Raw genomic sequence first — 23,809 nt, forward strand, 5'->3', positions numbered from 1 at the left:
ATGCCATGGAGAAACTATGCGATAATTGTCGGTTTTACACTGAAATTGAGCATGTTCCATGGCCAGCCCTCCTGTTTTTAGAATCCCCGCCATCGATGGCCTGCGTGCCGTGGCTGTCATGGCAGTACTGCTGTGCCACGCGCAATTTGCCGCCTTCGCCGGGGGCTACGTCGGCGTGGACGTGTTTTTCGTCATTTCCGGTTACGTCGTCAGCCTGCTGATCATGCGCGAGCAGGAGCAGGGCGGGTTTTCGCTGCCGGCCTTCTATGCGCGCCGCTTGAAGCGCCTGGCGCCGGCCCTGCTGTGCGTGCTGACGGCCAGCCTGGCGTTTGCACTGCTATTTTGCTTCCCCGAGAATGTGCAGGCGCTGGCCAAGAATATCGGCTTCGTGTCGCTGTTTTATTCCAATGTTTACCTGGCGCGCCAGACCGGCTACTTCGATCCGGCCGCCGAGCAGCAGCCGCTGCTGCACACCTGGTCGCTGTCGGTGGAGGAGCAGTTCTACCTGCTGATCCCGCTGTTGCTGGTGCTGCTGCGCCGGGTGGGCGCGCGCACCAGGGTAGCGGTGCTGGCGGCGCTATGCCTGGCGTCGCTGGCTTATTCGCAGCATGCGGTCAGCCATCACGTCCCTGGCGCCTTCTACTATTTGCAAACCCGGGCTTTCGAGTTCCTGCTCGGCATGCTGCTGGCTTGCCTGCATGCGGGCAAGCCGGCAGCGGCGCACGCCGCGCGCAGCGCGCGCGATGAGCTGCTGGCGCTGGCGGGCCTGGGCCTGATCGCCTGGACCGTGCTGGCTTACCGCGCCGCCACGCCGATGCCGGGCTGGCAGGCCCTGTTGCCGTGCATGGGCGCCGTCCTGGTGATCGCCGGCGCCCGCTCCCGCCTGGCCGGCATGGTGCTGGCCAATCCGCTGGCCCTGTATATCGGCAAAATCTCCTACGTGCTGTACCTGTGGCACTGGCCCGTGATGTTCGCCTTGCGCCGCCTGCAGCTCGATACGCCGGGCTGGATGGCGGCCGCCATAGGCATCTCCTTTGCGCTGGCCGTGCCCACGCACCACTGGCTGGAGCAGCCGCTGCGGCGCTTGTCCTGGTCCCCTGCGCGCACCGGGCTGGCGCTGTTCCTGCTGCCGGTACTGCTGGCGGGCGGGCTGGTGGCGCTGGGCAAGCAGACCCAGGAATTCTCGCGCTTCTATGCCGCGCACAAGCGCCAGGACTACCTGGACGCCGGGCTGACCGTGTTCAAGACCCCGCGCGCGGCGCGCTGCTGGTCGAAGGAAGGCGTGACGCCGGCGGCCGATTGCACACTGGGCGACAGCGCCTCGCCCGACAAGGCCGTGCTGTGGGGCGACAGCCATGCTTATCACCTGGTCAATTTCATCGACCAGCTGGGCAAGGACTACCGGCTGGCCGTGCATGACATGAGCTACACCATGTGCGCGCCGATCGAGCACAGCCCGGCCACGGCGGGCGACCCGGCCTACCAGGGCCATGCGCAAAGCTGCCGCGCGCACGACCAGGCGGTGATGCAGCACATCCTGGCGGACCCGGCGATCAAGACAGTGCTGATGTCGGCGGCCTGGGATGTTTACATCAACCCGGCGTCCGGTGCCGATGCGCCGCTGTCCGTGCACGGCTTCGAGCCGCAGGAAATCGACCGCCAGCTGGCCGCCACCATCGCCAGACTGCACGCGGCCGGCAAGCGCGTGGTGCTGTTCGACGATGTGCCGCTGCTGCCGCCCGGCATGGAGAGCTGCGTCTCGAACCGGCTGTACCTGCCGCACCGCGCGGCTGACCGCTGCACCTTCCCGGCCAGCGCGGCGCAGGCCGCCCACCAGCCGGTGCGCGCGCTGCTTGACGGCGTGGCGCGGCAATTCCCGCAGGCCGGCATGGTGCACATCTTCGACCTGGCCTGCACGCAGCAGGAGTGCGGGGGAGAGCTGCTCGGCACGCCGCTCTATGCGCACGGCGACCGCGGCCACCTCGGCGCCGGCGGCAGCGCCGCGCTGTACCGTGCCTACCGCGAACGCCGCCCGGACGAGCTGGCCAGCGTGCTGCGCGCGCCGCCGGCCATCGCCGCCGCGCAGTGACGCCCTCCGACTCCTTACCGTTAAAGACCATCCATGCTGTTCATCTCGAGCATCGAATCCTGGGCCTGCCGCCGCAGCGCCCGCCTGAACCACCCGCGCGCCGCCTTCCACCTGTGCTGGCTCATGCCCTTGCTGTTTGGCCTGCTGTCCCTGGCGCTGGGGCAGGACGACAACTGGGACTTGCGCAATTACCACCTGTATAGCGTGCACGCCTTCCTGAACGGCAAGGTGGGACTGGACATGGGGCCTGCCCGCTTCCAGGGCTATTTCAATCCGGCCCAGGACATTCCTTATTACCTGATGACGCAGTACCTGCCCGGGCCGGTGACCGGCTTCGTGTACGGCTGGCTGCACGGCCTGAATTTTGTGCTGCTGGTGGGCATCGCTCGCCAGCTGCTGCCGGGGGCTGCGCCGCGCATCGTGCTGCTGCTGGCGCTGGCCGGCGTCTGCGGCCCGGCCTTCCTGGGCGAAATCGGCAACTCGATGGGCGACAACATGACCAGCTTGCTGGTGCTGGGTGCGCTGCTGGTCCTGCTGCGCCGCTGGGATGCGCTGCTCCAATGGGGACGGCGCGCCGCGCTGGCGGCGGCCGGCGCCGGCCTGCTGATGGGCTTGGGGCTGGGCCTGAAGCTGACCAATGTGACCTTCGCGGTGGCGCTGTGCCTGGCGTTCTTCGCCATGCCCTTGCCGTTCTGGCAGCGCGTGCGGCTGGCTTTCGTGTTCGGGATCGGCGTGCTGGCCGGACTGTTTACGACGGGGGGCTACTGGTTCTTGAAAATGTGGCAAGTATTCGGCAATCCGCTGTTCCCCAGTTCAATAACCTGTTCCACAGCCCGCTGGCGCTGGAAAAGGGCGTCATCGACACCTACTTCCGGCCCAGGGACTTGGGCGAGACGCTGCTCTGGCCCTTCATCTTTACGCGCAACATGGCGCGCGTGGTGGAAGTGCCGCTGGCCCAGTTGATCTGGCCGCTGGCCTATGCGGCCGTGCTGGCGCTGGGCCTGGCCTGGCTGCTGCGCCGGGCTGGGGTGCTGGCGCCGCGCGCGCCGCTGGCCGCGCGCAGCCGCTTCGTGCTGCTGTTCTTCAGCCTGGCCTGCGTGGCATGGATGGAACTGTTCAGCATTTACCGCTACCTGGTGCCGATCGAGTTGCTGGCGCCGCTCATGGTGTGGCTGTGCCTGCAATCGCTGCTGCCGGCTGCGGCGGCCGCGCGCATCGGGGCCTGGAGTTTGCTGGCGGCCGCGCTGGCGGTGTTCCCGTTCACCAGCTTCGGTCACGCCGGCTGGGCCGAGCGCAGCTTCAGCGCCGACGTGCCGGCGCTGGCACAGCCGGAACAGACGGTGGTGTTCATTGCCCAGTCGCATCCACCGCTGGCCTGGCTGGCCACTTTCTATCCGGTGCAGGTGGCGTTTGCCGGCCTCGGCACGGGCTTTCCCGAGTCGCCGCAGTACCGCGCGCAGCTGCGCGCCCTGATGACGACGCGCACCGGCCCGCACTACCTGATGCTGTCGGGCGCACGCAACATCAAGACTTCCGGCCTGCAGCGCAAGCGCGCGCTTGCCGACGGGCTGGGCCTGACTGCCAGCCCGTCCGCCTGCGCCCGTCTCGACAGCTGGCTGCGCAAGGTGCGCTTCCAGGTCGATATGCAGCCCTTGCCGGACGGGCGCTGCACGCTGGAGCTGCAGGCGCGCTACCGGCTCGACCTGGAGGCCATCGACCGCGCCACCGAGGCCGAGGCGGCCCAGCTGGCGGGCCAGTACGGAGTGGCGCTGGAGCCGGGCAGCTGCCGCCGCTACGCCGCCGCGGTGGGCGCCGAACCCTACCCCTACCGCCTGTGCCGGGTGCGCATTTTGCCGTGACCGCAGCGCGGTTGCGCAGCGCGGCAAATAATTGACATACCCCGTACTAAGTTGTTGCGTCAAGAGTCTTTTCACGCTACACTAGCCGGCTTCGGTATGGATTCCATCTTTTTACGGGCCGTACTAATTTTTGTAGTTAAACAAAGCCCCGCCCAATCGTAGGTGGGAATGGAGAAAAAATGAGCCTAGGCCTCCTCGGTCGCAAGGTTGGCATGATGCGCATCTTCACGGATGATGGGGATTCGATCCCAGTCACCGTGCTGGACGTGTCGAACAACCGCGTTGCGCAAATCAAAACCCCTGAAACGGATGGTTATTCCGCTGTTCAGGTCGTCTTCGGTCAACGTCGCGCTTCCCGCGTGACCAAAGCCGCAGCCGGTCACTACGCCAAAGCTGGTGTCGAAGCCGGTACTCTGCTGAAAGAGTTCCGCGTTGACGCTGCTAAAGCTGCAGAATTGAAAGCTGGTGAAGTTATCGCCGCTTCGCTGTTCGAAGTTGGTCAGAAGATCGACGTTCAGGGCACGAGCATCGGTAAGGGCTACGCCGGTACCATCAAGCGTCACAACTTTGCCTCCGGTCGTCAGACCCACGGTAACTCGCGTTCGCACAACGTACCAGGTTCGATCGGTATGGCGCAGGACCCGGGCCGTGTATTCCCAGGCAAGCGCATGACCGGCCACATGGGTGACGTTACTGTTACCACCCAGAATCTGGAAATCGCTCGTATCGATGCCGACCGTCAGCTGCTGCTGGTCAAAGGCGCGGTACCAGGCGCGAAAAACGGCCAAGTGGTCGTCTCGCCTGCTGTCAAAGTCAAAGCAAAGAAAGGGGCTTAATCGATGGAACTCAAGCTCCTGAATGCTCAAGGTCAAGCATCTTCCAACGTTGCCGCCGCTGACACCGTCTTCGGCCGTGATTACAACGAAGCCCTGATCCACCAGATCGTGGTTGCCTACCAAGCCAATGCTCGCAGCGGCAACCGTAAGCAGAAAGACCGCGAAGAAGTCCACCACACGACCAAGAAGCCATGGCGCCAAAAAGGCACCGGCCGCGCTCGTGCTGGTATGTCGTCGTCGCCACTGTGGCGCGGCGGTGGCCGCATCTTCCCGAACTCGCCTGACGAGAACTTCACCCATAAAGTGAACAAGAAGATGTACCGCGCCGGTATCTGCTCGATCCTGTCCCAACTGGCTCGCGAAGAGCGCCTGGTGGTTGTTGAAGACTTCGCTATCGAAGCTCCAAAGACCAAGCTGCTGTCGCAAAAGCTGAACGCCATGGGTCTGGAATCGGTGCTGATCATCGCTGACAACATCGAAGAAAACCTGGAACTGGCTTCCCGTAACCTGCCGAACGTGCTGGTGGTTGAGCCACGTCACGCAGATCCAATGTCGCTGGTCTTCTACAAGAAGATCCTGGTCACCAAAGCGGCACTGGCCAAGATTGAGGAGATGCTGGCATGAGCGCAGTCATCAAACACAGCGAAGAGCGCCTGATGAAGGTGCTGCAGGCTCCGGTCATTTCCGAGAAGGCCACCATGGTCGCGGAAAAGAACGAGCAAATCGTGTTCCGCGTACTGCCGGATGCGACCAAGCCTGAGATCAAGGCAGCCGTTGAACTGCTGTTCAAGGTTGAAGTCCTGTCGGTGCAAACCGTCAACCGCGAAGGTAAGGTTAAGCGTTCGGGCCGTTTCATCGGTCGCCGCAACCACACCAAGCGTGCTTTCGTGTGCCTGAAGCCTGGCCAGGAAATCAATTTCTCCGAGGAGGCTAAATAATGGCACTCGTTAAGATGAAGCCAACCTCCCCAGGCCGTCGCGGCATGGTGAAGGTTGTAAACGCCGACCTGTACAAAGGCCGTCCGTTCGCAGCCCTGGTTGAAAAGAAATCCAAAACTGCCGGCCGTAACAACAACGGCCACATCACCACCCGCCACATCGGCGGTGGCCACAAGCAGCACTATCGCCTGGTCGACTTCAAGCGTCAGAAGGATGGCATTCCTGCGAAAGTGGAACGTATCGAATACGATCCAAACCGCACCGCGAATATCGCCCTGCTGTGCTACGCCGACGGCGAGCGCCAGTACATCATCGCCACCAAGGGCATGAGCGTGGGCGACAGCGTGATGAACGGTTCGGAAGCGCCGATCAAGTCGGGCAACTGCCTGCCAATCCGCAACATCCCGGTCGGTACCGTGATGCACTGCGTCGAAATGCTGCCAGGTAAGGGTGCCCAGATGGCCCGTACCGCCGGCGCCGGCGTCGTGCTGATGGCCCGCGAAGGCACCTACGCCCAAGTGCGTCTGCGCTCGGGTGAAGTGCGCCGCGTGCACATCGAGTGCCGCGCGACCGTGGGCGAAGTCGGCAATGCCGAACACAGCCTGCGCAAGATCGGTAAAGCCGGTGCGATGCGCTGGCGCGGTGTGCGTCCTACCGTTCGCGGTGTGGTCATGAACCCGATCGACCACCCGCACGGTGGTGGTGAGGGCCGTACCGCAGCTGGTCGTCACCCAGTATCGCCATGGGGCCAGCAGACCAAGGGTAAGAAGACCCGCAGCAACAAGCGTACTTCTTCGATGATCGTCTCGCGCCGCGGCAAGAAATAAGGATAAACCATGACTCGTTCATTGAAAAAAGGGCCGTTCTGTGACGCCCACCTGGTGAAAAAAGTCGAAGCCGCGCAAGCGACCAAAGACAAAAAGCCAATCAAAACCTGGTCGCGCCGCTCGACGATCATGCCTGACTTCATCGGTCTGACGATCGCTGTGCACAACGGCAAGCTGCACGTGCCTGTGTATGTTTCCGAGAACATGGTTGGTCACAAGCTCGGCGAATTCGCGCTGACCCGTACGTTCAAGGGCCACGCTGCTGACAAAAAGGCTAAGAAATAATGGAAACCAAAGCTATCCTCAAAGGCGTGCGCCTGTCGGATCAAAAAGGCCGCCTGGTGGCTGACCTGATCCGTGGCAAAAAGGTAGACGCTGCGCTGAACATTCTGCAGTTCAGCCCGAAAAAAGGCGCGGCCATCATCAAGAAAGTGCTGGAGTCCGCAATCGCGAACGCCGAGCACAACGATGGTGCCGATATCGACGAGCTGTTCGTGAAAACGATCTACGTCGAAAAGGGCCCGATCCTGAAGCGCTTCACCGCGCGTGCAAAGGGCCGTGGCGACCGCATTTCGAAACAATCCTGTCACGTGTACGTGACTGTCGGTAACTAAGGAGCCACGATGGGTCAGAAAATTCATCCAACCGGTTTCCGTCTGGCGGTCACCCGTAACTGGGCTTCGCGCTGGTACGCAGGCAACGGCAATTTCGCTGCCATGCTGAACGAAGACTTGAAAGCTCGCGCTTTCCTGAAAAAGAAACTGAAGAACGCCTCGGTCGGCCGTATCGTCATCGAGCGTCCAGCCAAGAACGCGCGCTTCACGATCTACAGCTCGCGTCCAGGCGTGGTCATTGGTAAAAAAGGCGAAGACATCGAAGTACTGAAGTCGGCGCTGACCAAGATCATGGGCGTGCCGGTGCACGTGAACATCGAAGAAATCCGCAAGCCGGAAATCGATTCGCAGCTGATCGCCGATTCGATCTCGCAGCAGCTGGAAAAGCGCATCATGTTCCGCCGCGCGATGAAGCGCGCGATGCAAAACGCCATGCGTCTGGGTGCCCTGGGCATCAAGATCATGTCGTCGGGCCGTCTGAACGGCATCGAGATTGCGCGCAAAGAATGGTACCGCGAAGGCCGCGTGCCGCTGCATACCCTGCGCGCCGACATCGACTACGGCACCAGCGAAGCGTCGACCACGTACGGCATCATCGGCGTGAAAGTCTGGGTCTACAAGGGCGACCGCTCCGCTACCGGCGAAGCACCAGTCATCGAGACCCCAGCTGACGAGAAGAAGAGCCGCGGCCCACGCCGCGACGATGGCAAGCCTTCCGGCCGCCCACGTCCAGCCGGTGCTAAACCATCCCCGGCAGGTGCTGCCCGCGTGCGTTCCGCTAAACCGGCCGCCGCTGCACCAGCTGAGAAAGCAGGAGAATAACCATGCTGCAACCAGCACGCAGGAAGTATCGTAAAGAGCAGAAAGGCCGCAACACCGGCATTTCGCACACCGCCGGCACTTCGGTGTCGTTCGGCGAATTCGGTCTGAAAGCAGTGGCTCGCGGTCGTATCACCGCGCGCCAGATCGAATCGGCACGTCGCGCCATGACCCGTCACATCAAGCGTGGCGGCCGTATCTGGATCCGCGTTTTCCCGGACAAGCCGATTTCGAACAAGCCGGCCGAAGTTCGTATGGGTAACGGTAAAGGTAACCCGGAATACTACGTCGCTGAAATCCGTCCAGGCAAAGTCCTGTACGAAATGGATGGCGTCGCAGAAGAACTGGCACGCGAAGCGTTCCGCCTGGCTGCTGCCAAACTGCCGCTGGCTACCACCTTCGTGGTGCGCCAGGTTGGCCAATAATAGGAGTGAAATATGAAAGCATCTGAACTCCGCGGCAAAGACCAGGCAGCTCTGCAAAAAGAGCTGAACGATCTGTTGAAGGCCCAGTTTGGTCTGCGTATGCAAGTCGCTACGCAACAGCTGAGCAATACTTCGCAGCTCAAGAAGGTACGCCGCGACATCGCGCGTGTGAAGACGGTAATGAATCTGAAGGAAGCCAAATGAACCAACCAGTGAAACAGTCGCTCAAGCGCACGCTGATCGGTAAAGTGGTGTCCGACAAGATGGACAAGACCGTTACCGTTCTGATCGAACGTCACGTGAAGCACCCTCTGTACGGCAAGATCATTGTGCGCTCGGCGAAATACCACGCACATGACGAGTCCAACCAGGTCAAAGCCGGTGATACGGTCGAGATCCAGGAAGGCCGTCCGATCTCCAAAACGAAGGCGTGGACGGTGACTCGTGTAGTGCAAGCTGCACAAATCGTTTAATTGACCAGCCGCCGCCGTCCCTGACGGTGGCGGTTTTCAATTAGTTCTTGCAAGCCCGCAGGTTTTATGTGATACTTGCGGGCTTCGCTCATGTATCGCCGCAAAGTGTCTCTCCGCAGACGCGCACCTGCGGTCAGTACTTGTACGAAGGTCAAGCACCCAAACAGCGACGCAAGTCACTGGCGGGACCAAGACTGACCGAGAGGTCCGCATTGTGTGGATTCTTCGGCTTAAGTTGGGAAAGAGAATACTATGATTCAAACTGAAAGCCGGCTCGAAGTGGCCGACAATACCGGTGCCAAAGAAGTCATGTGCATCAAGGTATTGGGCGGCTCCAAGCGCCGTTACGCTGGCATTGGCGACGTGATCAAGGTAACCGTCAAGGTTGCCCAGCCACGCGGCCGTGTCAAAAAAGGTGAAATTTACAACGCTGTGGTTGTGCGTACCGCTAAAGGTGTGCGCCGCCAAGACGGCTCCCTGGTGAAGTTCGACGGCAACGCCGCCGTGCTGCTGAACGCCAAGCTGGAGCCGATCGGTACCCGCATCTTCGGACCTGTCACGCGCGAACTGCGCACTGAGAAGTTCATGAAGATCGTGTCCCTGGCACCGGAAGTCCTGTAAGGAGTCAGTAAATGGATAAGATTCGCAAAAACGACGAAGTCATCGTTTTGACCGGTAAAGACAAGGGCAAGCGCGGTATCGTGCAACAGCGTGTAGACGCTGAGCACGTCGTGGTTGAGGGCGTCAACGTTGCTAAGAAAGCGACCAAGCCGAACCCGATGACTGGCGTAACTGGTGGCATCGTTGACAAGACCATGCCTATTCACGTGTCCAACGTTGCTCTGTTCAACGCTGCGACCGGTAAGGCAGATCGCGTAGGCTTCAAAGATGTGGACGGCAAAAAAGTCCGCGTCTTCAAGTCGAACGGCGAAGTAGTGAAAGGGTAATAAGAAATGGCCCGTCTGCAAGCAGTCTATAAAGACAAAATCGTTGCCGAGCTGACCGAGAAATTCGGCTACAAGTCGGTAATGGAAGTGCCGCGCCTGACCAAGATCACCCTGAACATGGGTGTGGGCGAAGCAATCGCTGACAAGAAGGTTCTGGAGCACGCTGTTGGCGACCTGACCAAGATCGCCGGCCAGAAGCCAGTGACCACCAAGTCGCGCAAAGCTATCGCCGGTTTCAAGATCCGCGAAGGCTATCCGATCGGTACCATGGTGACCCTGCGCGGCGCCCGCATGTACGAGTTCCTGGATCGTTTCATCACCGTGGCCCTGCCGCGCGTGCGTGACTTCCGTGGCGTGTCCGGTCGTTCGTTCGACGGTCGCGGCAACTACAACATCGGTGTGAAAGAACAGATCATCTTCCCAGAGATCGAGTACGACAAGATCGATGCGCTGCGTGGTATGAACATTTCGATCACCACCACCGCGAAGACCGACGACGAAGCGAAAGCTCTGCTCGCCGCCTTTAAATTCCCGTTCAGGAACTAATAGATCATGGCAAAACTCGCACTGATTAACCGTGAACAGAAGCGCGTCGACCTGGCAAACAAATTCGCTGCCAAGCGCGCCTCGCTGAAGGCCATCATCGACGACCAGTCGAAGACGGAAGAAGAGCGTTACGAAGCACGCCTGAAACTGCAGGCCCTGCCACGCAACTCCGCTCCGACCCGCCAGCGCAACCGTTGCGCCGTCACCGGTCGTCCACGCGGCACCTTCCGTAAATTCGGTCTGGGCCGTATCAAGCTCCGTGAATTCGCCATGCGTGGTGAGATTCCGGGTATGACTAAAGCCAGCTGGTAATAGGAGAACAAGCAATGAGTATGAGCGATCCTATCGCCGATATGCTGACCCGCATTCGCAACGCCCAAGGCGTTCAAAAAACGACCGTGGCCATGCCATCGTCGAAAGTCAAAGTAGCGATTGCCAACGTCCTCAAGGACGAGGGTTACATTGAAGATTTCGCTGTCGCCGAAGCCGGTGGCAAGTCGGAACTCAAAATCGGTTTGAAATATTATGTAGGCCGTCCTGTTATCGAGCGCCTTGAGCGCGTGTCCCGTCCGGGTCTGCGCGTCTACAAGGGCAAGGATGAAATCCCAACCGTGATGAACGGCCTGGGCGTTGCCATCGTGTCGACCCCGCAAGGCGTCATGACCGACCGCAAAGCACGCGCTACCGGCGTCGGCGGCGAAGTCATCTGCTACGTCGCGTAAGGAGCAATAATGTCTCGTGTAGCTAAAATGCCTATCGCTGTGCCAGCTGGCGCTGAAGTCGCCATCTCCGCACAAGCGATCACCGTAAAAGGCCCGCTGGGCGTACTGACCCAGTCCCTGAACGGCCTGGTGAAAGTAGAAAACAACGCTGGCACCCTGTCCTTCGACGTGGCCAACGACAGCCGCGAAGCCAATGCCATGTCCGGCACGCTGCGCGCGCTGGTGAACAACATGGTCACCGGCGTCACCAAGGGCTTCGAGAAGAAGCTGAACCTGGTTGGCGTGGGTTACAAGGCGCAAGCCGCTGGCGACAAGCTGAACCTGTCGCTGGGCTTCTCGCACCCGGTTGTGCACGCGATGCCAGAAGGCGTCACCGTGGCAACCCCGACCCCGACCGAGATCCTGATCAAGGGTATCGACCGTCAAAAGGTTGGCCAGGTGGCCGCTGAAGTTCGCGCTTACCGCGCTCCTGAGCCATACAAGGGCAAGGGCGTCCGTTATTCGGACGAAGTGGTTAAGATCAAAGAAACCAAGAAGAAGTAATTAGGGGCTGACGATGGATAAAAAAGAATCTCGTCTGCGTCGCGGACGTCAAACCCGGATCAAGATTGCGCAGCTGAAAGTGAACCGCCTGTCGGTACACCGCACCAACCTGCACATCTATGCAAACTTGACCTCCCCGGATGCCAAAGTACTGGTTTCGGCCTCGACCGCGGAAGCGGAAGTGCGCGCAGAACTGGCCGGCAAATCGGGCAAGGGTGGCAACGCCGCTGCCGCCGCACTGGTGGGCAAGCGCGTAGCAGAAAAAGCACTGAAAGCAGGAATCACCGAAGTTGCGTTCGACCGCTCCGGTTTCCGTTACCACGGCCGTGTCAAAGCGCTGGCAGAAGCTGCCCGCGAAGCCGGTCTGAAGTTCTAAGGGTACGATCATGGCAAAAATGCAAGCTAAAATGCAAAGCGACAAGCCGGATGACGGCATGCGCGAAAAAATGATCGCGATCAACCGCGTGACCAAAGTGGTCAAGGGTGGTCGTATCATGGGCTTCGCGGCGCTGACCGTAGTTGGTGACGGCGATGGCCGCATCGGCATGGGTAAGGGCAAATCGAAAGAAGTGCCAGTGGGTGTGCAAAAGGCAATGGAAGAAGCCCGCCGCAACCTGATCAAAGTGCCGCTGAAAAACGGCACGCTGCATCACACCGTGATCGGCCGCCACGGCGCGTCGAAAGTGATGATGATGCCAGCCAAGCCGGGTACCGGCGTGATCGCTGGTGGCGCCATGCGCGCGATCTTCGAGGTGATGGGCGTGACGGACGTGGTGGCCAAATCCACCGGTTCGAGCAACCCATACAACCTGGTGCGCGCGACCCTGGACGGCCTGTCGAAAATCAGTACTGCTGCTGACATCGCTGCGAAACGCGGCAAGTCGGTGGAAGACATCCTGGCTTAAGGGGAAACCACATGAGCACTATCAAAGTCAAACTGGTGAAGGGCCTGATCGGCACCCGTCAAGACCACCGCGCCACCGTGCGCGGCCTGGGTCTGCGCCGTGTCAACTCGGTTTCCGAGCTGCAGGACACCCCATCGGTACGCGGCATGATCAACAAGGTCGCCTACCTCGTGAAAGTCGTATCGTAAGCTTAGGCTTGCGATCTGGAGAAATTAATGGAACTGAATACCATTCAACCTGCAGAAGGCGCGAAGCACGCTAAGCGTCGCGTCGGTCGCGGTATCGGCTCCGGCCTGGGTAAAACCTCCGGCCGTGGTCACAAAGGTCAAAAATCGCGTTCGGGCGGCTTCCACAAAGTCGGTTTCGAAGGCGGTCAGATGCCTCTGCAACGCCGTCTGCCTAAGCGCGGTTTCAAGTCGCTCAACGCCACCTTCAAAGCTGAAGTGCGCCTGTCCGACCTGAACAACCTGCCAACCGGCGAAGTCGACATTCTGGTCCTCAAGCAAGCCGGTGTGCTGGGCGTGCTGGCCCGCGACGTGCGCGTGATCGCCTCCGGCGAAATCACCAAAGCCGTCGTGGTCAAAGGCCTGAAAGTCACCGCGGGCGCGAAAGCGGCCATCGAAGCGGCTGGCGGCTCGGTAGCCTGAGCAGATAGCTAACAGCTAGATCGGAGCGAAAATTGGCGACCAACCCACAACTTGCTAAGAGCGCCGCAGCTGGCTTCCCTTGGGGCCGCCTGTGGTTCCTGCTTGGCGCATTGGTGGTGTACCGTATCGGCGCTCACGTTCCTGTACCGGGTGTAGACCCGGTACAGCTCGCGACCCTGTTCAAGGCGCAAGAGGGCGGCATCCTGGGCATGTTCAACATGTTCTCCGGTGGCGCGCTGTCGCGCTTTACGGTGTTTGCGCTGGGTATCACGCCCTACATCTCGGCCTCGATCATCATGCAGTTGCTGTCGATCGTGTCGCCGCAGATGGAAGCGCTGAAGAAGGAAGGCGAATCCGGCCGCCGCAAGATCACCCAGTACACCCGTTATGCGACGGTGGCACTGGCGCTGTTCCAGGCGCTGGGTGTGTCCGTGGCCCTGGAATCGCAGCCTGGCCTGGTGCTGGACCCGGGCCTGGGCTTCCGCTTCGTGACGATCGTGACGCTGTTGACCGGCACCATGTTCCTGATGTGGCTGGGGGAGCAGATTACCGAGCGCGGTCTCGGTAACGGCATCTCCATCATCATCTTCGCCGGCATCGCCGCCGGTCTGCCGGGCGCCTTGGGAGGCTTGTTCTCCCAGGTGTCGACCGGTTCGATCGGCAGCTTCTCGGCCATCCTCATCGTGGTGCTGGTAGCCCTGGTTACCTTCGTCGTGGTGTTCGTGGAACGTGGGCAGCGCAAGATCCTGGTCAACTACGCCAAGCGTCAAGTCGGCAACAAGATCTACGGTGGCCAAACCAGCCACCTGCCGCTGAAGCTGAACATGGCCGGCGTGATCCCGCCGATCTTCGCATCGTCGATTATCCTGTTCCCGGCTACGCTCGTGGAGTGGTTCTCGAAGGGCGCCGACAAGTCCAGCCCGGTCGTCGGTTTCATGAAAGACCTGGCGGCATCGTTGAGTCCTGGCGAGCCTATCCATGCATTGTTGTACGCCATTGCAATCGTGTTCTTCTGTTTCTTCTATACCGCGCTGGTGTTCAACAGCAAGGAAACAGCGGACAACTTGAAGAAGAGCGGGGCCTTTGTGCCAGGGATCCGTCCCGGTGAGCAGACTGCCCGCTACATCGACAAGATCCTGACGCGATTGACGCTGGCCGGCGCCGTCTACATCACGCTGGTGTGTTTGTTGCCGGAGTTTATGCAAGCCCAGTGGAAGGTTCCCTTCTACTTTGGCGGCACCTCCCTGTTGATTATTGTGGTTGTGACCATGGATTTCATGGCCCAGGTGCAAAACTATGTGATGTCGCAGCAATATGAATCGCTGCTGCGCAAAGCAAACTTCAAGGGCGGAATTCCGCAGCGTTAAGCGCGGCAAACATAACGAAAAATGGCAAAAGACGACGTCATACAGATGCAAGGCGAGATTCTGGAAAATCTCCCCAATGCAACATTTCGAGTGAAGCTGGAAAACGGGCACGTGGTGCTCGGGCACATTTCGGGTAAAATGCGGATGAACTATATCCGCATCCTTCCTGGCGACAAGGTGACGGTCGAACTGACACCTTATGATCTGAGCCGGGCCCGCATCGTGTTCCGGACCAAGTAAATAAACAATCGTACTAGAAGAGAGTGCAAAAATGAAAGTTAACGCTTCAGTCAAGCGCATCTGCCGCAACTGCAAGATCATCAAGCGCAAAGGTGTGGTCCGCGTAATCTGCGTCGAACCGCGTCACAAGCAGCGTCAAGGTTAATAACCGTTATTTATCGAGGAATAACGAATGGCACGTATTGCAGGGGTTAACATCCCAAATCACCAACATACCGTTATCGGCCTGACCGCCATCTACGGTATCGGCCGCCCACGCTCGCAGTTCATCTGCCAGGCGACGGGTGTTCCAACCAACAAGAAGATCAAAGATCTGGACGACAGCGAACTGGAAAAGCTGCGCGATGAGATCGGCAAGTTCGTCGTTGAAGGCGACCTGCGCCGCGAACTGTCGATGAACATCAAGCGTCTGATGGATCTGGGCTGCTACCGTGGTATGCGTCACCGCAAGGGCCTGCCGGTCCGCGGCCAGCGCACCCGCACCAATGCACGTACCCGCAAGGGCCCGCGCAAAGCCGCTCAATCGCTGAAGAAATAATCTTAGGAAAATATTATGGCTAAGCAACAAAGCAGCGCAGCAGCAGCTCGCGTACGCAAGAAGGTCAAGAAGAACGTTGCCGAAGGTATCGCCCACGTTCACGCTTCCTTCAACAACACCATCATCACCATCACCGACCGTCAGGGCAATGCACTGTCGTGGGCGACCTCCGGTGGCGCTGGCTTCAAGGGTTCGCGTAAATCGACCCCGTTCGCAGCGCAGGTTGCTGCTGAAGCCGCTGGCAAAGTGGCAGTTGAGTGCGGCGTGAAGAACCTGGAAGTGCGTATCAAGGGCCCAGGTCCTGGTCGCGAATCCGCAGTGCGCGCACTGAACAACCTGGGCATCAAGATCACCGAGATCCAGGACGTGACCCCAGTACCGCACAACGGCTGCCGTCCTCCTAAGCGTCGTCGTATCTAATGGCGCTGCCGGCGCGGGCTTGCTAACTTCCGCCGCCGGCGTCGTCCTCTTGGAAGCAAAAAACCGCTGGAACAGTGGGCCGGAAACGGCTATACTGTCCGGCTGTTCTCGCCTGTCGGATGGATTTCGACGGGTTTTTCGTTTTGTCAGCCACCGTCCAAGCTGCAAGCAGGCTGGACTAGCGCCTAACCGCATGATGCGGCTGGGGCGTCATATTTAAAGGAAAACACCGTGGCACGTTATATCGGACCAAAAGCAAAGCTGTCCCGCCGTGAAGGCACTGATCTGTTCCTGAAGAGCGCCCGCCGCTCCCTGGATTCGAAATGCAAACTGGATGTCAAGCCAGGCCAGCACGGCGTGAAGTCGGGCGCCCGCACCTCGGACTACGGCAACCAGCTGCGCGAAAAGCAAAAAGTCAAGCGCATGTACGGCATCCTGGAACGCCAGTTCCGCCGCTACTTCGCTGAAGCCGACCGCCGCAAAGGCAACACCGGTGAAACCCTGCTGTCCCTGCTGGAAACCCGCCTGGACAACGTTGCCTACCGCATGGGCTTCGGCTCGACCCGCGCTGAAGCGCGCCAGCTGGTCTCGCACAAAGCCTTCACCGTGAACGGCAACGTGGTGAACATCGCTTCCTACAACGTCAAGACCGGCGACGTGATCGCCGTGCGCGAAAAGGCCAAGAAGCAAGTGCGTATCGTCGAAGCGCTGTCGCTGGCTGAACAAGTTGGCATGCCAGCTTGGGTGTCGGTGGATTCCAAGAAAATGGAAGGCACGCTGAAGTCGCTGCCAGAGCGTAACGAAATCGCTCATGACGTCAACGAATCGCTGATCGTCGAACTGTACTCGCGTTAATCGTAGTCGGTAGTTACCGCCCACTGGCTGTCTGGCCCAGTGGGCTTTTTCACTAATGCCATCAGCCTTATCGGTGTAATGAGCCGAGGGTATTGAAGAGGACATTTCATGCAAAACAGTTTGTTGAAACCACGTATCATCGACGTAGAAGCCCTGGGCGCCGGTCACGCTAAAGTCGTGATGGAGCCGTTCGAGCGTGGCTACGGCCACACCCTGGGCAACGCGCTGCGCCGCGTGCTGCTGTCGTCCATGATCGGCTACGCGCCGACCGAAGTGACGATCGCCGGCGTGGTGCACGAGTACTCGTCGCTGGACGGCGTTCAGGAAGACGTGGTTGATCTGCTGCTGAATCTGAAGGGCGTGGTCTTCAAAGTCCACAACCGCGACTCCGTCACCCTGACCCTGAAGAAGGAAGGCGAAGGCGCCGTCCTGGCCTCGGACATCGATCTGCCGCACGACGTCGAGCTGATCAACCCGGACCACGTGATTGCCCACCTGACCGCAGGCGGCAAGCTGGACATGCAGATCAAAGTGGAAAAAGGCCGCGGCTATGTGCCGGGCAACGTCCGCCGCCTGTCCGAAGACACCAACAAGACCATCGGCCGCATCATCCTGGACGCGTCGTTCTCGCCAGTGCGCCGCGTGTCGTACGCAGTGGAATCGGCCCGTGTGGAACAGCGTACCGACCTGGACAAGCTGATCATCAACATCGAAACCAACGGCGTCATCACGCCTGAGGAAGCGATCCGCCAGTCGGCGCGCGTGCTGGTCGATCAACTGAACGTGTTCGCTGCCCTGGAAGGCACGGAAGCGGCCGCCGAAGCGCCATCGCGCGCCCCGCTGGTCGATCCTATCCTGCTGCGTCCGGTGGACGATCTGGAGCTGACCGTGCGTTCGGCCAACTGCCTGAAAGCGGAAAACATCTACTACATCGGCGACCTGATCCAGCGTTCGGAAAACGAACTGCTGAAGACGCCGAACCTGGGCCGCAAGTCCTTGAACGAAATCAAGGAAGTGCTGGCTTCGCGTGGTCTGACTCTGGGCATGAAGCTGGAGAACTGGCCGCCTGCAGGTCTGGAGAAGTAATCTCAGTTGCAAATGCTGTACCCGTCCCCGGCATGTGCCGGGGGCGTTTAACCCTTATGAACCGGTCCGCGCCCTCGCGCTAGCGTTGGCGATCGAAGAACTCGGCATTAAACATCATCGAAAGGAAGTACCATGCGTCACCGTCACGGCCTCCGTAAGCTGAACCGTACCTCGTCCCACCGCCTGGCTATGCTGCGCAACATGACCGTTTCCCTGCTGCGTCATGAAGCCATCAAAACCACCGTTCCTAAAGCTAAGGAACTGCGCCGCGTGATCGAGCCGATCCTGACCCTGGGCAAGACCGACACCCTGGCCAACAAGCGCCTGGCCTTCGCTCGCCTGCGCGACCGCGAAATGGTGCAAAAGCTGTTCGCCGAACTGGGCCCACGTTACGCCAACCGTAACGGCGGCTACCTGCGCATCCTGAAAATGGGTTTCCGCGTAGGCGACAACGCTCCTATGGCGTTCGTTGAACTGCTGGACCGTCCAGAGATCAGCGAAGCTGTTGAAGTGGCCGACGAAGCGTAAATTACGCTGAGTAAGAAAAAGCCAGGCTCAGCCTGGCTTTTTTTATGCGCGGACGAGTCAGGCCTTGCGGCGGCGGCGCAGCACGGCCGCACCGGCCAGGCCGATGCCGAACAGGGCCAGCGACGCCGGTTCCGGCACGCCGGCAGGCGCGGCACGCCAGGCGAAGACGCCGATCGAGCTGTGCGAGGTGTCGCGGCTCCAGCCGCCGTTCGAGTTGATGTCGAAGGTGGCGGTCGTGTTCTGCAGCAGGAAACGCGACAGGCCGACGGTGGGATTGGTGCCGACGTCGGTATAGCCGTGCACCCAGGAATTGCCGGCCGTATCGGTGTACGGGCTGCTGTGCTCCATCAGGTTGTTGAGCAGCACGGCAGCGTTGTAGTTGCTCGCGACCTGATTGGTGCCGCCGCCGTAGGTCAGCGTGGTGGCGCCGGCGTCCTGGTAGAACTTGGCCACATCGGCCATCGTGGCCAGCTGGAAGCCCTTGCCGGCGTAAATCGAGCTGCTGAAGAAGCCGTTCACCGTCAGGCCGGTGGTGTGGGTGACGTCCACCCACTGGCGGTTGGTGGCGGTGTCCAGGATCAGCAGGCCGTCGCCGGCGGTCTTGAAATCCTGTTCGATCAGGGTGGCGTGCGCGGCGCTGCACAGGCCAGCGCTCAGCAGCGCGGCCCCCAGTTTGGCAAATACTTGTTTCATGCATTTCCTCTTTTAAAATGTCCATCAGGAAAGCAAATATGGTGCCAGGAAACATAAAGTGATTTGTATCAATGAGTTGCGCCGGGCTTGCGCTGCGCAAGCCGCCAGAGTGTAAAGAAATCCGACACTGTCGAGGGCCGGGCGGGAAAGCCCGGGCAGGTGTACCATAAGCAGGTTTTAGTTCTAGAAGGCAGTCATGTTCCGCTTTGCCCACTCCCTGGTCCGCCTGCTGGCCCTGCTGACGCTGCTGTGCGCCGCGCCGGCCCGCGCCGAGGAAGAGTTCCTCGATCCCGCCGTCGCCTTCAAATTCTCGGCCCGCATGCTGGACGCGAAAACCGCCACCGTCACCTATGAGATCGCGGACGGCTACTATATGTACCGCGAGCGCTTCATGTTCAAAGCGCAGGGCGCCATCCTGGGCACGCCGGACATTCCGCCCGGCAAGGTGAAGTTCGACGAAACCTTCAACAAGGAAGTGGAGACCTACCGCAAGCAGGTCACCATCACCATTCCGGTCGAGGCGGCCGGCCCGTTCACGCTGATCGCCACCTCCCAGGGCTGTTCCGACAAGGGCCTGTGCTACTCGCCGCAGGACGCGCAGGCCAGCCTCGTCGGCGGCGGCGCTGCTACCAGTGCGGCCAACGGCGCCGTGTCCACCGCAGCCATGTCGCTGCCGGGCAGCGGCGCGGGGCAGGGCGCCTCGCAAGCTGTGGCAGGAGCCGCAGCCGGAGCCGGAGCGCCCGAGGCGGCCGGCATCAGCGAGCTGGGCAAGATCCAGGCCGCGCTGCAGGGCGGCCGCCTGCTGGTGATCCTGCCGCTGTTCGCGCTGCTCGGCCTGGGCCTGGCCTTCACGCCCTGCGTGCTGCCCATGGTGCCCATCCTGTCCTCGATCATCGTCGGCGAAGGCGCGCGCAGCAGCCGCGGGCGCGGCCTGGTGCTGTCGCTGACCTACGCGCTCGGCATGGCCATCGTCTACACCGCGCTGGGCGTGGCCGCCGGCCTGATCGGCGAAGGCATGGCGGCCGCGCTGCAGAACCCCTGGGTGCTGGGCGCCTTCGGCCTGCTGATGGTGGCGCTGTCGCTGTCCATGTTCGGCTTTTACGAGCTGCAAGTGCCGGCCGGACTGCAAAGCCGCCTGAGCACGGTGTCCAACCGCCAGTCCTCCGGCAAGCTGGCCGGCGTGTTCGCCATGGGCGCCATTTCCGCGCTCATCGTCGGTCCCTGCGTGGCCGCGCCGCTGGCCGGCGCCCTGGTCTACATCAGCCAGACGCGCGACGTCGTCATCGGCGGCGGCGCGCTGTTCGCCATGGCGGTCGGCATGAGCGTTCCCCTGGTGCTGGTGGGCGTATCGGCCGGCACGCTGCTGCCGCGCGCCGGCGCCTGGATGGACAATGTGAAGAAATTCTTCGGCGTGCTGCTGCTGGCCATGGCCCTGTGGCTGGTGGCGCCGGTGCTGCCGGCCAAGCTGGCCATGCTGGGCTTTGCGCTGCTGGGCATAGGCTACGGCGTCTACCTGCTGGCCGCCGGCGGCCGGGGCAAGGCTGGCACTGGCTGGCTGGGCAAGGCTGCGGCCGTGGTGTTCGTCATCCTGGGCGGCGTGCAGCTGGTGGGCGTGGCCACCGGCGGCCAGGACGTGCTGGCGCCACTGGCCCACCTGGGGCGCGGCGGCGCGCAGCCGGTGCACTTCACGCGCGTCAAGACCGTGGCCCAGCTCGACGCCGCGCTGGCGCAAACCGGCGGCAAGACCGCCATGCTGGACTTCTATGCCGACTGGTGCGTGTCCTGCAAGGAAATGGAAAAGCTCACCTTCGTCGACCCGGCCGTGCAGGCCAAGCTGGCCAACACCGTGCTGCTGCAGGTGGACGTGACCGCCAACGACGAGGACGACAAGGCCATGCTGAAGCGCTTCAAGCTGTTCGGCCCGCCGGGCATCATTCTGTTCGACGCGCAGGGCCGGGAAATTCCCGACTCGCGCGTGGTCGGTTTCCAGAACGCGGAGACCTTCCTCAAGTCGCTGAACAAGCTGCAATAACGACAAAGGGCGCCGAGGCGCCCTTTGTGTTTGCTGCCATGTTGATGCTTAGCCGTGGCGCATCATCGCGCCGCCATGGCCGCCGCCGTGGCCGCGATGGCCGCCGAAACGGCCGTGCATGCGCTTGGCAGCCTCGTCGAAGGTCTTCTGCTGCTCAGGCGTCAGCTGGGCGTAGAAGGTCTTCAGCGCGGCCAGGCGGGTTTCCTGCCGGGCCAGCATCTGCTTGTGCATCTCGAGGCGCTTCTCAGCGCGTTCCGGCGCGCTCAGCTGGGCCAGCGCGGCGCGGTCCGGACGGGCGGCCGGCAGCTTGGGCGCGGTGGCGGCGAGGTAAGCGTTCCAGGCCGGTTCCTGCGCGGCGGTGATCTTCAGCTTGTCGTGCAGCGCGGCCTGGTGCTTGGCCATCATTTCCTGGAATTTCGCCTGGCGCTCGGCCATCTTGGCGGCGCGCTGCTCCTGCGTCAGGGCCTGGCCGTGGCGGCCGGGGGCGGGGGTATCGGCGGCAAAGGCGGCGCCCGTGCCCAGGCCGAGCACGGTCATGCCGATGATCAGGGTTTTGCGTATCGTGTTCATGGTCCATCCTTTAGTGTAGGGGTTCAGTGACGTATCTATGTGCACTGCACATGGGACACATCTTGGCAGCGGGGTGTTGCCGCCGCATTGCCCCAGCGGCCGCTTTTGTATCAAACTGTTTCCCCAAGGTTGTGACAGCTGATATACAAGCCGATACAAACCCTTATTGGCCTTCCCCCGCTGAACTGAGGATAATTGAGGCATGGAACAAACTTCTACCATCCTGATCGTCGACGACGACCGCGATATCCGCTCCCTGCTGGCCGACTACCTGGAAGCCAACGGCTACCGCACCCAGTGCGCGGCGGACGGCGCCGGCATGTGGAAACAGCTCGACGAAGCCCGTCCGGACCTGATCGTGCTGGACCTGAACCTGCCCGGCGACGACGGCCTGAGCCTGTGCCGCAAGCTGCGCGCCACGTCCTCGCTGCCGGTCATCATGCTGACCGCGCGCAACGAACCGCTGGACCGCATCCTCGGCCTGGAAATGGGCGCCGACGACTACCTGCCGAAACCGTTCGAGCCGCGCGAGCTGCTGGCCCGCATCCGCAGCGTGCTGCGCCGCAGCCACGCCATGCCGTCCAACGCCGGCTCCGACAAGGTGCAGCAGATGCGCTTTTCCAACTGGACGCTGGACCTGACCGCGCGCCACCTGGTGAACCCGGACGGCATCGTCATCATGCTCTCGGGCGCCGAGTTCCGCCTGCTCAAGGTATTCCTCGAGCACCCGAACCGCGTGCTCAACCGCGACCAGCTGCTGAACCTGACCCAGGGCCGCGACGCCGATCCGTTCGACCGCTCGATCGACATCCAGATCAGCCGCCTGCGCCAGAAACTGGGCGAGGACGCGCGCGTGCCGCAAATCATCAAGACCGTGCGCAACGGCGGCTATGTGCTGGCCGGCGCCGTCAGCGTGGAGCCGGGCGCGTGAAAGCTTTCCTCAGTTCGATGACGGGCCGTATTTTCCTGGTGCTGTTGCTCGGCATTGTGGCCTCGGCCGCGCTGACGCACTACCTGGCCGTCACCGAACGCCAGCGCACGCTGGAGCGCTACCGCGACTCCTACGTGCTGGACCGCTCCGACGAGCTCATCTCCACCATCAGCGTGGTGGCGCCCGAGGCGCGCGCGGCCTACCTGAAAATCGTCAGCCAGGGCGGCCTGCGGCTTGAAGCGAGCGACGCCGCCATCGACACGGCCGCCCGCCAGACCGCCTTTTCGCGCCAGCTGTCCGCGCGCCTGGGCAAGGACTACGTGCTGGCCCCGCAGCCGGGCCGGCCGGCCGCCTGCGACGCGCCGCGCGAGATCAACTCCATCTTCGGCCCGGTCCAGTGGCGCGGCATCTGCGAAGTGGTGCACGTGGGCCTGCACGACGGCCAGGTGCTGCGCCTGACCGTGCTGCCGCCGCGCTCGCCGCCGCCCACCGGACAGAACGAGCTGTTCAGCATCCTGCCTTTCCTGTTCAGCATAGTCGGCCTGGCCTACCTGGTCACCCGCATGGCCGTGCGCCCGCTGCAGAAGCTGGCGCAGGCCGCGAAAGACCTGGGCAACGACATCAACCACCCGCCGCTGGCCCTGAGCGGCGCCAGTGAAATCCGCCAGGCCAGCGCCGCGTTCAACGCCATGCAGGCGCGCATCCGCCAGCACATCTTCCAGCGCACGCAAATGCTGGCCGCCATCACGCACGACCTGCAAACCCCGCTCACGCGCATGCGGCTGCGGCTGGAAAAAGTCACCGACAGCGACCTGCAGCAAAAGCTGCTGGGCGACCTGTCGGCCACGCAGCAGATGGTCAAGGAAGGCCTGGACCTGGCGCGCAGCATGGACAGCACCGAGAACATGCAGGCGCTCGATCTCGACTCCCTGCTCGACAGCGTGTGCGCCGACGCGGCCGACGCCGGCCAGGACGTGGCCCTGAAAGGCCGCGCCGCGATGGCCTTGATGGGCCGCCCGCTGGCGATCCGCCGCTGCCTGGTGAACCTGCTGGACAACGCCGTCAAGTACGGCCAGAGCGCCAGCGTGACGGTGGAGCGCATGGTGGGCGCGGCCCGCATCCGCATCCGCGACGCCGGCCCCGGCATTGCCGCCGACCAGCTGGCGCAAGTGTTCGAACCGTTCTACCGCATTGAAACCTCCCGCTCGCGCGAATCCGGCGGCACCGGCCTGGGCCTGACCATCGCGCGCAACATCGCCGAGCAGCACGGCGCCAGCATCGCCCTGGCCAACCACCCGGACGGCGGCCTGGAAGTCACCCTGGTGGTGCCCGAATATTACGCAGGGAAATAATTCCCGC

The 23,809-nt window shown here is 61.8% G+C and carries 35 protein-coding genes; 33 read left to right on the forward strand and 2 right to left on the reverse strand.

Annotated elements, in window-relative coordinates:
- The first annotated feature begins 58 nt into the window (after positions 1-58).
- The 30 genes from ACFJI2_RS29100 (at position 59) to rplQ (ending at position 18,224) form a co-directional block, all read left to right on the forward strand.
- On the forward strand, positions 59-2,089 hold the full coding sequence (locus ACFJI2_RS29100) for an acyltransferase family protein (RefSeq protein ID WP_377702960.1): 2,031 nt from the start codon (positions 59-61) through the stop codon (positions 2,087-2,089).
- A gap of 779 nt (positions 2,090-2,868) precedes the next feature.
- Positions 2,869-3,948, forward strand: coding sequence for a hypothetical protein (locus ACFJI2_RS29105; protein WP_377702961.1), 1,080 nt, complete (start codon positions 2,869-2,871; stop codon positions 3,946-3,948).
- 179 nt (positions 3,949-4,127) lie between these two features.
- Positions 4,128-4,784 carry a 50S ribosomal protein L3 gene (rplC, locus tag ACFJI2_RS29110; protein ID WP_056404304.1) on the forward strand — a complete coding sequence of 219 codons (657 nt, stop codon included), beginning with the start codon at positions 4,128-4,130 and terminating at the stop codon, positions 4,782-4,784.
- 3 nt (positions 4,785-4,787) lie between these two features.
- Positions 4,788-5,408, forward strand: a complete 621-nt coding sequence (rplD, locus tag ACFJI2_RS29115; RefSeq protein WP_056404301.1) for a 50S ribosomal protein L4 — start codon at positions 4,788-4,790, stop codon at positions 5,406-5,408.
- Positions 5,405-5,722, forward strand: coding sequence for a 50S ribosomal protein L23 (rplW, locus tag ACFJI2_RS29120; RefSeq protein WP_056404300.1), 318 nt, complete (start codon positions 5,405-5,407; stop codon positions 5,720-5,722). The genes rplD and rplW overlap by 4 nt, the downstream gene beginning before the upstream one ends.
- The gene (gene rplB / locus ACFJI2_RS29125) at positions 5,722-6,549 is read left to right on the forward strand and encodes a 50S ribosomal protein L2 (protein ID WP_107869958.1); all 828 of its coding nucleotides are present in this window, start codon (positions 5,722-5,724) and stop codon (positions 6,547-6,549) included. Before rplW ends, rplB begins: the two co-directional genes overlap by 1 nt.
- Positions 6,550-6,558: 9 nt before the next feature.
- Positions 6,559-6,834 carry a 30S ribosomal protein S19 gene (rpsS, locus tag ACFJI2_RS29130; protein WP_050409767.1) on the forward strand — a complete coding sequence of 92 codons (276 nt, stop codon included), beginning with the start codon at positions 6,559-6,561 and terminating at the stop codon, positions 6,832-6,834.
- Positions 6,831-7,163, forward strand: a complete 333-nt coding sequence (rplV, locus tag ACFJI2_RS29135) for a 50S ribosomal protein L22 (RefSeq protein ID WP_177307311.1) — start codon at positions 6,831-6,833, stop codon at positions 7,161-7,163. Before rpsS ends, rplV begins: the two co-directional genes overlap by 4 nt.
- A gap of 9 nt (positions 7,164-7,172) precedes the next feature.
- Entirely contained in the window at positions 7,173-7,985 is an 813-nt protein-coding gene (gene rpsC, locus ACFJI2_RS29140; RefSeq protein WP_107869959.1) for a 30S ribosomal protein S3, read from the forward strand.
- Positions 7,986-7,987: 2 nt separating this feature from the next.
- Positions 7,988-8,407: a 50S ribosomal protein L16 gene (gene rplP, locus ACFJI2_RS29145; protein WP_107869960.1), complete on the forward strand. Its 420-nt coding sequence runs from the start codon at positions 7,988-7,990 to the stop codon at positions 8,405-8,407.
- 12 nt (positions 8,408-8,419) lie between these two features.
- Complete coding sequence (gene rpmC / locus ACFJI2_RS29150) at positions 8,420-8,611, forward strand: 50S ribosomal protein L29 (RefSeq protein WP_056404290.1); 192 nt, start codon at positions 8,420-8,422, stop codon at positions 8,609-8,611.
- Positions 8,608-8,880, forward strand: coding sequence for a 30S ribosomal protein S17 (gene rpsQ / locus ACFJI2_RS29155; RefSeq protein ID WP_093556910.1), 273 nt, complete (start codon positions 8,608-8,610; stop codon positions 8,878-8,880). The genes rpmC and rpsQ overlap by 4 nt, the downstream gene beginning before the upstream one ends.
- A gap of 252 nt (positions 8,881-9,132) precedes the next feature.
- The gene (gene rplN, locus ACFJI2_RS29160) at positions 9,133-9,501 is read left to right on the forward strand and encodes a 50S ribosomal protein L14 (RefSeq protein ID WP_050409761.1); all 369 of its coding nucleotides are present in this window, start codon (positions 9,133-9,135) and stop codon (positions 9,499-9,501) included.
- A gap of 11 nt (positions 9,502-9,512) precedes the next feature.
- On the forward strand, positions 9,513-9,827 hold the full coding sequence (gene rplX / locus ACFJI2_RS29165; protein ID WP_107869961.1) for a 50S ribosomal protein L24: 315 nt from the start codon (positions 9,513-9,515) through the stop codon (positions 9,825-9,827).
- Between the two features lie 6 nt (positions 9,828-9,833).
- A complete protein-coding gene (rplE, locus tag ACFJI2_RS29170) occupies positions 9,834-10,373 on the forward strand; it encodes a 50S ribosomal protein L5 (RefSeq protein WP_056404284.1) in 540 nt (179 codons plus the stop codon).
- Between the two features lie 6 nt (positions 10,374-10,379).
- Entirely contained in the window at positions 10,380-10,685 is a 306-nt protein-coding gene (rpsN, locus tag ACFJI2_RS29175) for a 30S ribosomal protein S14 (protein WP_056404282.1), read from the forward strand.
- A 14-nt stretch (positions 10,686-10,699) separates the two neighbouring features.
- Complete coding sequence (rpsH, locus tag ACFJI2_RS29180) at positions 10,700-11,095, forward strand: 30S ribosomal protein S8 (RefSeq protein ID WP_056404280.1); 396 nt, start codon at positions 10,700-10,702, stop codon at positions 11,093-11,095.
- A 9-nt stretch (positions 11,096-11,104) separates the two neighbouring features.
- Complete coding sequence (gene rplF, locus ACFJI2_RS29185; RefSeq protein WP_057158344.1) at positions 11,105-11,638, forward strand: 50S ribosomal protein L6; 534 nt, start codon at positions 11,105-11,107, stop codon at positions 11,636-11,638.
- Between the two features lie 13 nt (positions 11,639-11,651).
- Positions 11,652-12,014 carry a 50S ribosomal protein L18 gene (gene rplR / locus ACFJI2_RS29190; RefSeq protein ID WP_028833785.1) on the forward strand — a complete coding sequence of 121 codons (363 nt, stop codon included), beginning with the start codon at positions 11,652-11,654 and terminating at the stop codon, positions 12,012-12,014.
- Between the two features lie 10 nt (positions 12,015-12,024).
- Positions 12,025-12,543, forward strand: coding sequence for a 30S ribosomal protein S5 (gene rpsE / locus ACFJI2_RS29195; protein WP_049817602.1), 519 nt, complete (start codon positions 12,025-12,027; stop codon positions 12,541-12,543).
- A gap of 11 nt (positions 12,544-12,554) precedes the next feature.
- Positions 12,555-12,731 carry a 50S ribosomal protein L30 gene (gene rpmD / locus ACFJI2_RS29200; RefSeq protein WP_028833787.1) on the forward strand — a complete coding sequence of 59 codons (177 nt, stop codon included), beginning with the start codon at positions 12,555-12,557 and terminating at the stop codon, positions 12,729-12,731.
- A 27-nt stretch (positions 12,732-12,758) separates the two neighbouring features.
- Positions 12,759-13,190, forward strand: a complete 432-nt coding sequence (gene rplO, locus ACFJI2_RS29205; RefSeq protein ID WP_132133173.1) for a 50S ribosomal protein L15 — start codon at positions 12,759-12,761, stop codon at positions 13,188-13,190.
- 32 nt (positions 13,191-13,222) lie between these two features.
- A complete protein-coding gene (secY, locus tag ACFJI2_RS29210) occupies positions 13,223-14,557 on the forward strand; it encodes a preprotein translocase subunit SecY (protein WP_028833789.1) in 1,335 nt (444 codons plus the stop codon).
- 21 nt (positions 14,558-14,578) lie between these two features.
- On the forward strand, positions 14,579-14,797 hold the full coding sequence (infA, locus tag ACFJI2_RS29215) for a translation initiation factor IF-1 (protein WP_005663428.1): 219 nt from the start codon (positions 14,579-14,581) through the stop codon (positions 14,795-14,797).
- Positions 14,798-14,828: 31 nt separating this feature from the next.
- Entirely contained in the window at positions 14,829-14,942 is a 114-nt protein-coding gene (gene rpmJ, locus ACFJI2_RS29220) for a 50S ribosomal protein L36 (RefSeq protein ID WP_005663407.1), read from the forward strand.
- A 27-nt stretch (positions 14,943-14,969) separates the two neighbouring features.
- Positions 14,970-15,335, forward strand: a complete 366-nt coding sequence (gene rpsM, locus ACFJI2_RS29225; protein ID WP_028833790.1) for a 30S ribosomal protein S13 — start codon at positions 14,970-14,972, stop codon at positions 15,333-15,335.
- Between the two features lie 15 nt (positions 15,336-15,350).
- Entirely contained in the window at positions 15,351-15,755 is a 405-nt protein-coding gene (gene rpsK, locus ACFJI2_RS29230) for a 30S ribosomal protein S11 (RefSeq protein ID WP_008444339.1), read from the forward strand.
- Between the two features lie 231 nt (positions 15,756-15,986).
- Positions 15,987-16,610 carry a 30S ribosomal protein S4 gene (gene rpsD, locus ACFJI2_RS29235; RefSeq protein ID WP_028833791.1) on the forward strand — a complete coding sequence of 208 codons (624 nt, stop codon included), beginning with the start codon at positions 15,987-15,989 and terminating at the stop codon, positions 16,608-16,610.
- A gap of 108 nt (positions 16,611-16,718) precedes the next feature.
- Positions 16,719-17,696 carry a DNA-directed RNA polymerase subunit alpha gene (locus ACFJI2_RS29240; RefSeq protein WP_026354946.1) on the forward strand — a complete coding sequence of 326 codons (978 nt, stop codon included), beginning with the start codon at positions 16,719-16,721 and terminating at the stop codon, positions 17,694-17,696.
- Positions 17,697-17,828: 132 nt separating this feature from the next.
- Positions 17,829-18,224, forward strand: a complete 396-nt coding sequence (gene rplQ, locus ACFJI2_RS29245; RefSeq protein WP_377702962.1) for a 50S ribosomal protein L17 — start codon at positions 17,829-17,831, stop codon at positions 18,222-18,224.
- A gap of 57 nt (positions 18,225-18,281) precedes the next feature.
- On the opposite strand, the gene ACFJI2_RS29250 is transcribed toward rplQ, so the two are convergent.
- Positions 18,282-18,917 carry a PEP-CTERM sorting domain-containing protein gene (locus tag ACFJI2_RS29250; RefSeq protein WP_132133170.1) on the reverse strand — a complete coding sequence of 212 codons (636 nt, stop codon included), beginning with the start codon at positions 18,915-18,917 and terminating at the stop codon, positions 18,282-18,284.
- 196 nt (positions 18,918-19,113) lie between these two features.
- Between ACFJI2_RS29250 and dsbD the strand changes: the two genes are divergently transcribed.
- On the forward strand, positions 19,114-20,949 hold the full coding sequence (dsbD, locus tag ACFJI2_RS29255; RefSeq protein ID WP_377702963.1) for a protein-disulfide reductase DsbD: 1,836 nt from the start codon (positions 19,114-19,116) through the stop codon (positions 20,947-20,949).
- A 48-nt stretch (positions 20,950-20,997) separates the two neighbouring features.
- Here dsbD and ACFJI2_RS29260 read toward each other — a convergent pair whose 3' ends face one another.
- Positions 20,998-21,519, reverse strand: a complete 522-nt coding sequence (locus tag ACFJI2_RS29260; protein WP_377702964.1) for a Spy/CpxP family protein refolding chaperone — start codon at positions 21,517-21,519, stop codon at positions 20,998-21,000.
- Positions 21,520-21,721: 202 nt separating this feature from the next.
- Here ACFJI2_RS29260 and ACFJI2_RS29265 point away from each other — a divergent pair, with 202 nt between their 5' ends.
- Entirely contained in the window at positions 21,722-22,450 is a 729-nt protein-coding gene (locus ACFJI2_RS29265; RefSeq protein WP_107869965.1) for a response regulator, read from the forward strand.
- A complete protein-coding gene (locus tag ACFJI2_RS29270; RefSeq protein ID WP_377702965.1) occupies positions 22,447-23,802 on the forward strand; it encodes an ATP-binding protein in 1,356 nt (451 codons plus the stop codon). Before ACFJI2_RS29265 ends, ACFJI2_RS29270 begins: the two co-directional genes overlap by 4 nt.
- The last annotated feature ends 7 nt before the right edge of the window (positions 23,803-23,809 follow it).

Origin of the sequence: Pseudoduganella sp. UC29_71, from assembly GCF_042693265.1 — a bacterium.
GTDB lineage: Bacteria > Pseudomonadota > Gammaproteobacteria > Burkholderiales > Burkholderiaceae_D > Rugamonas.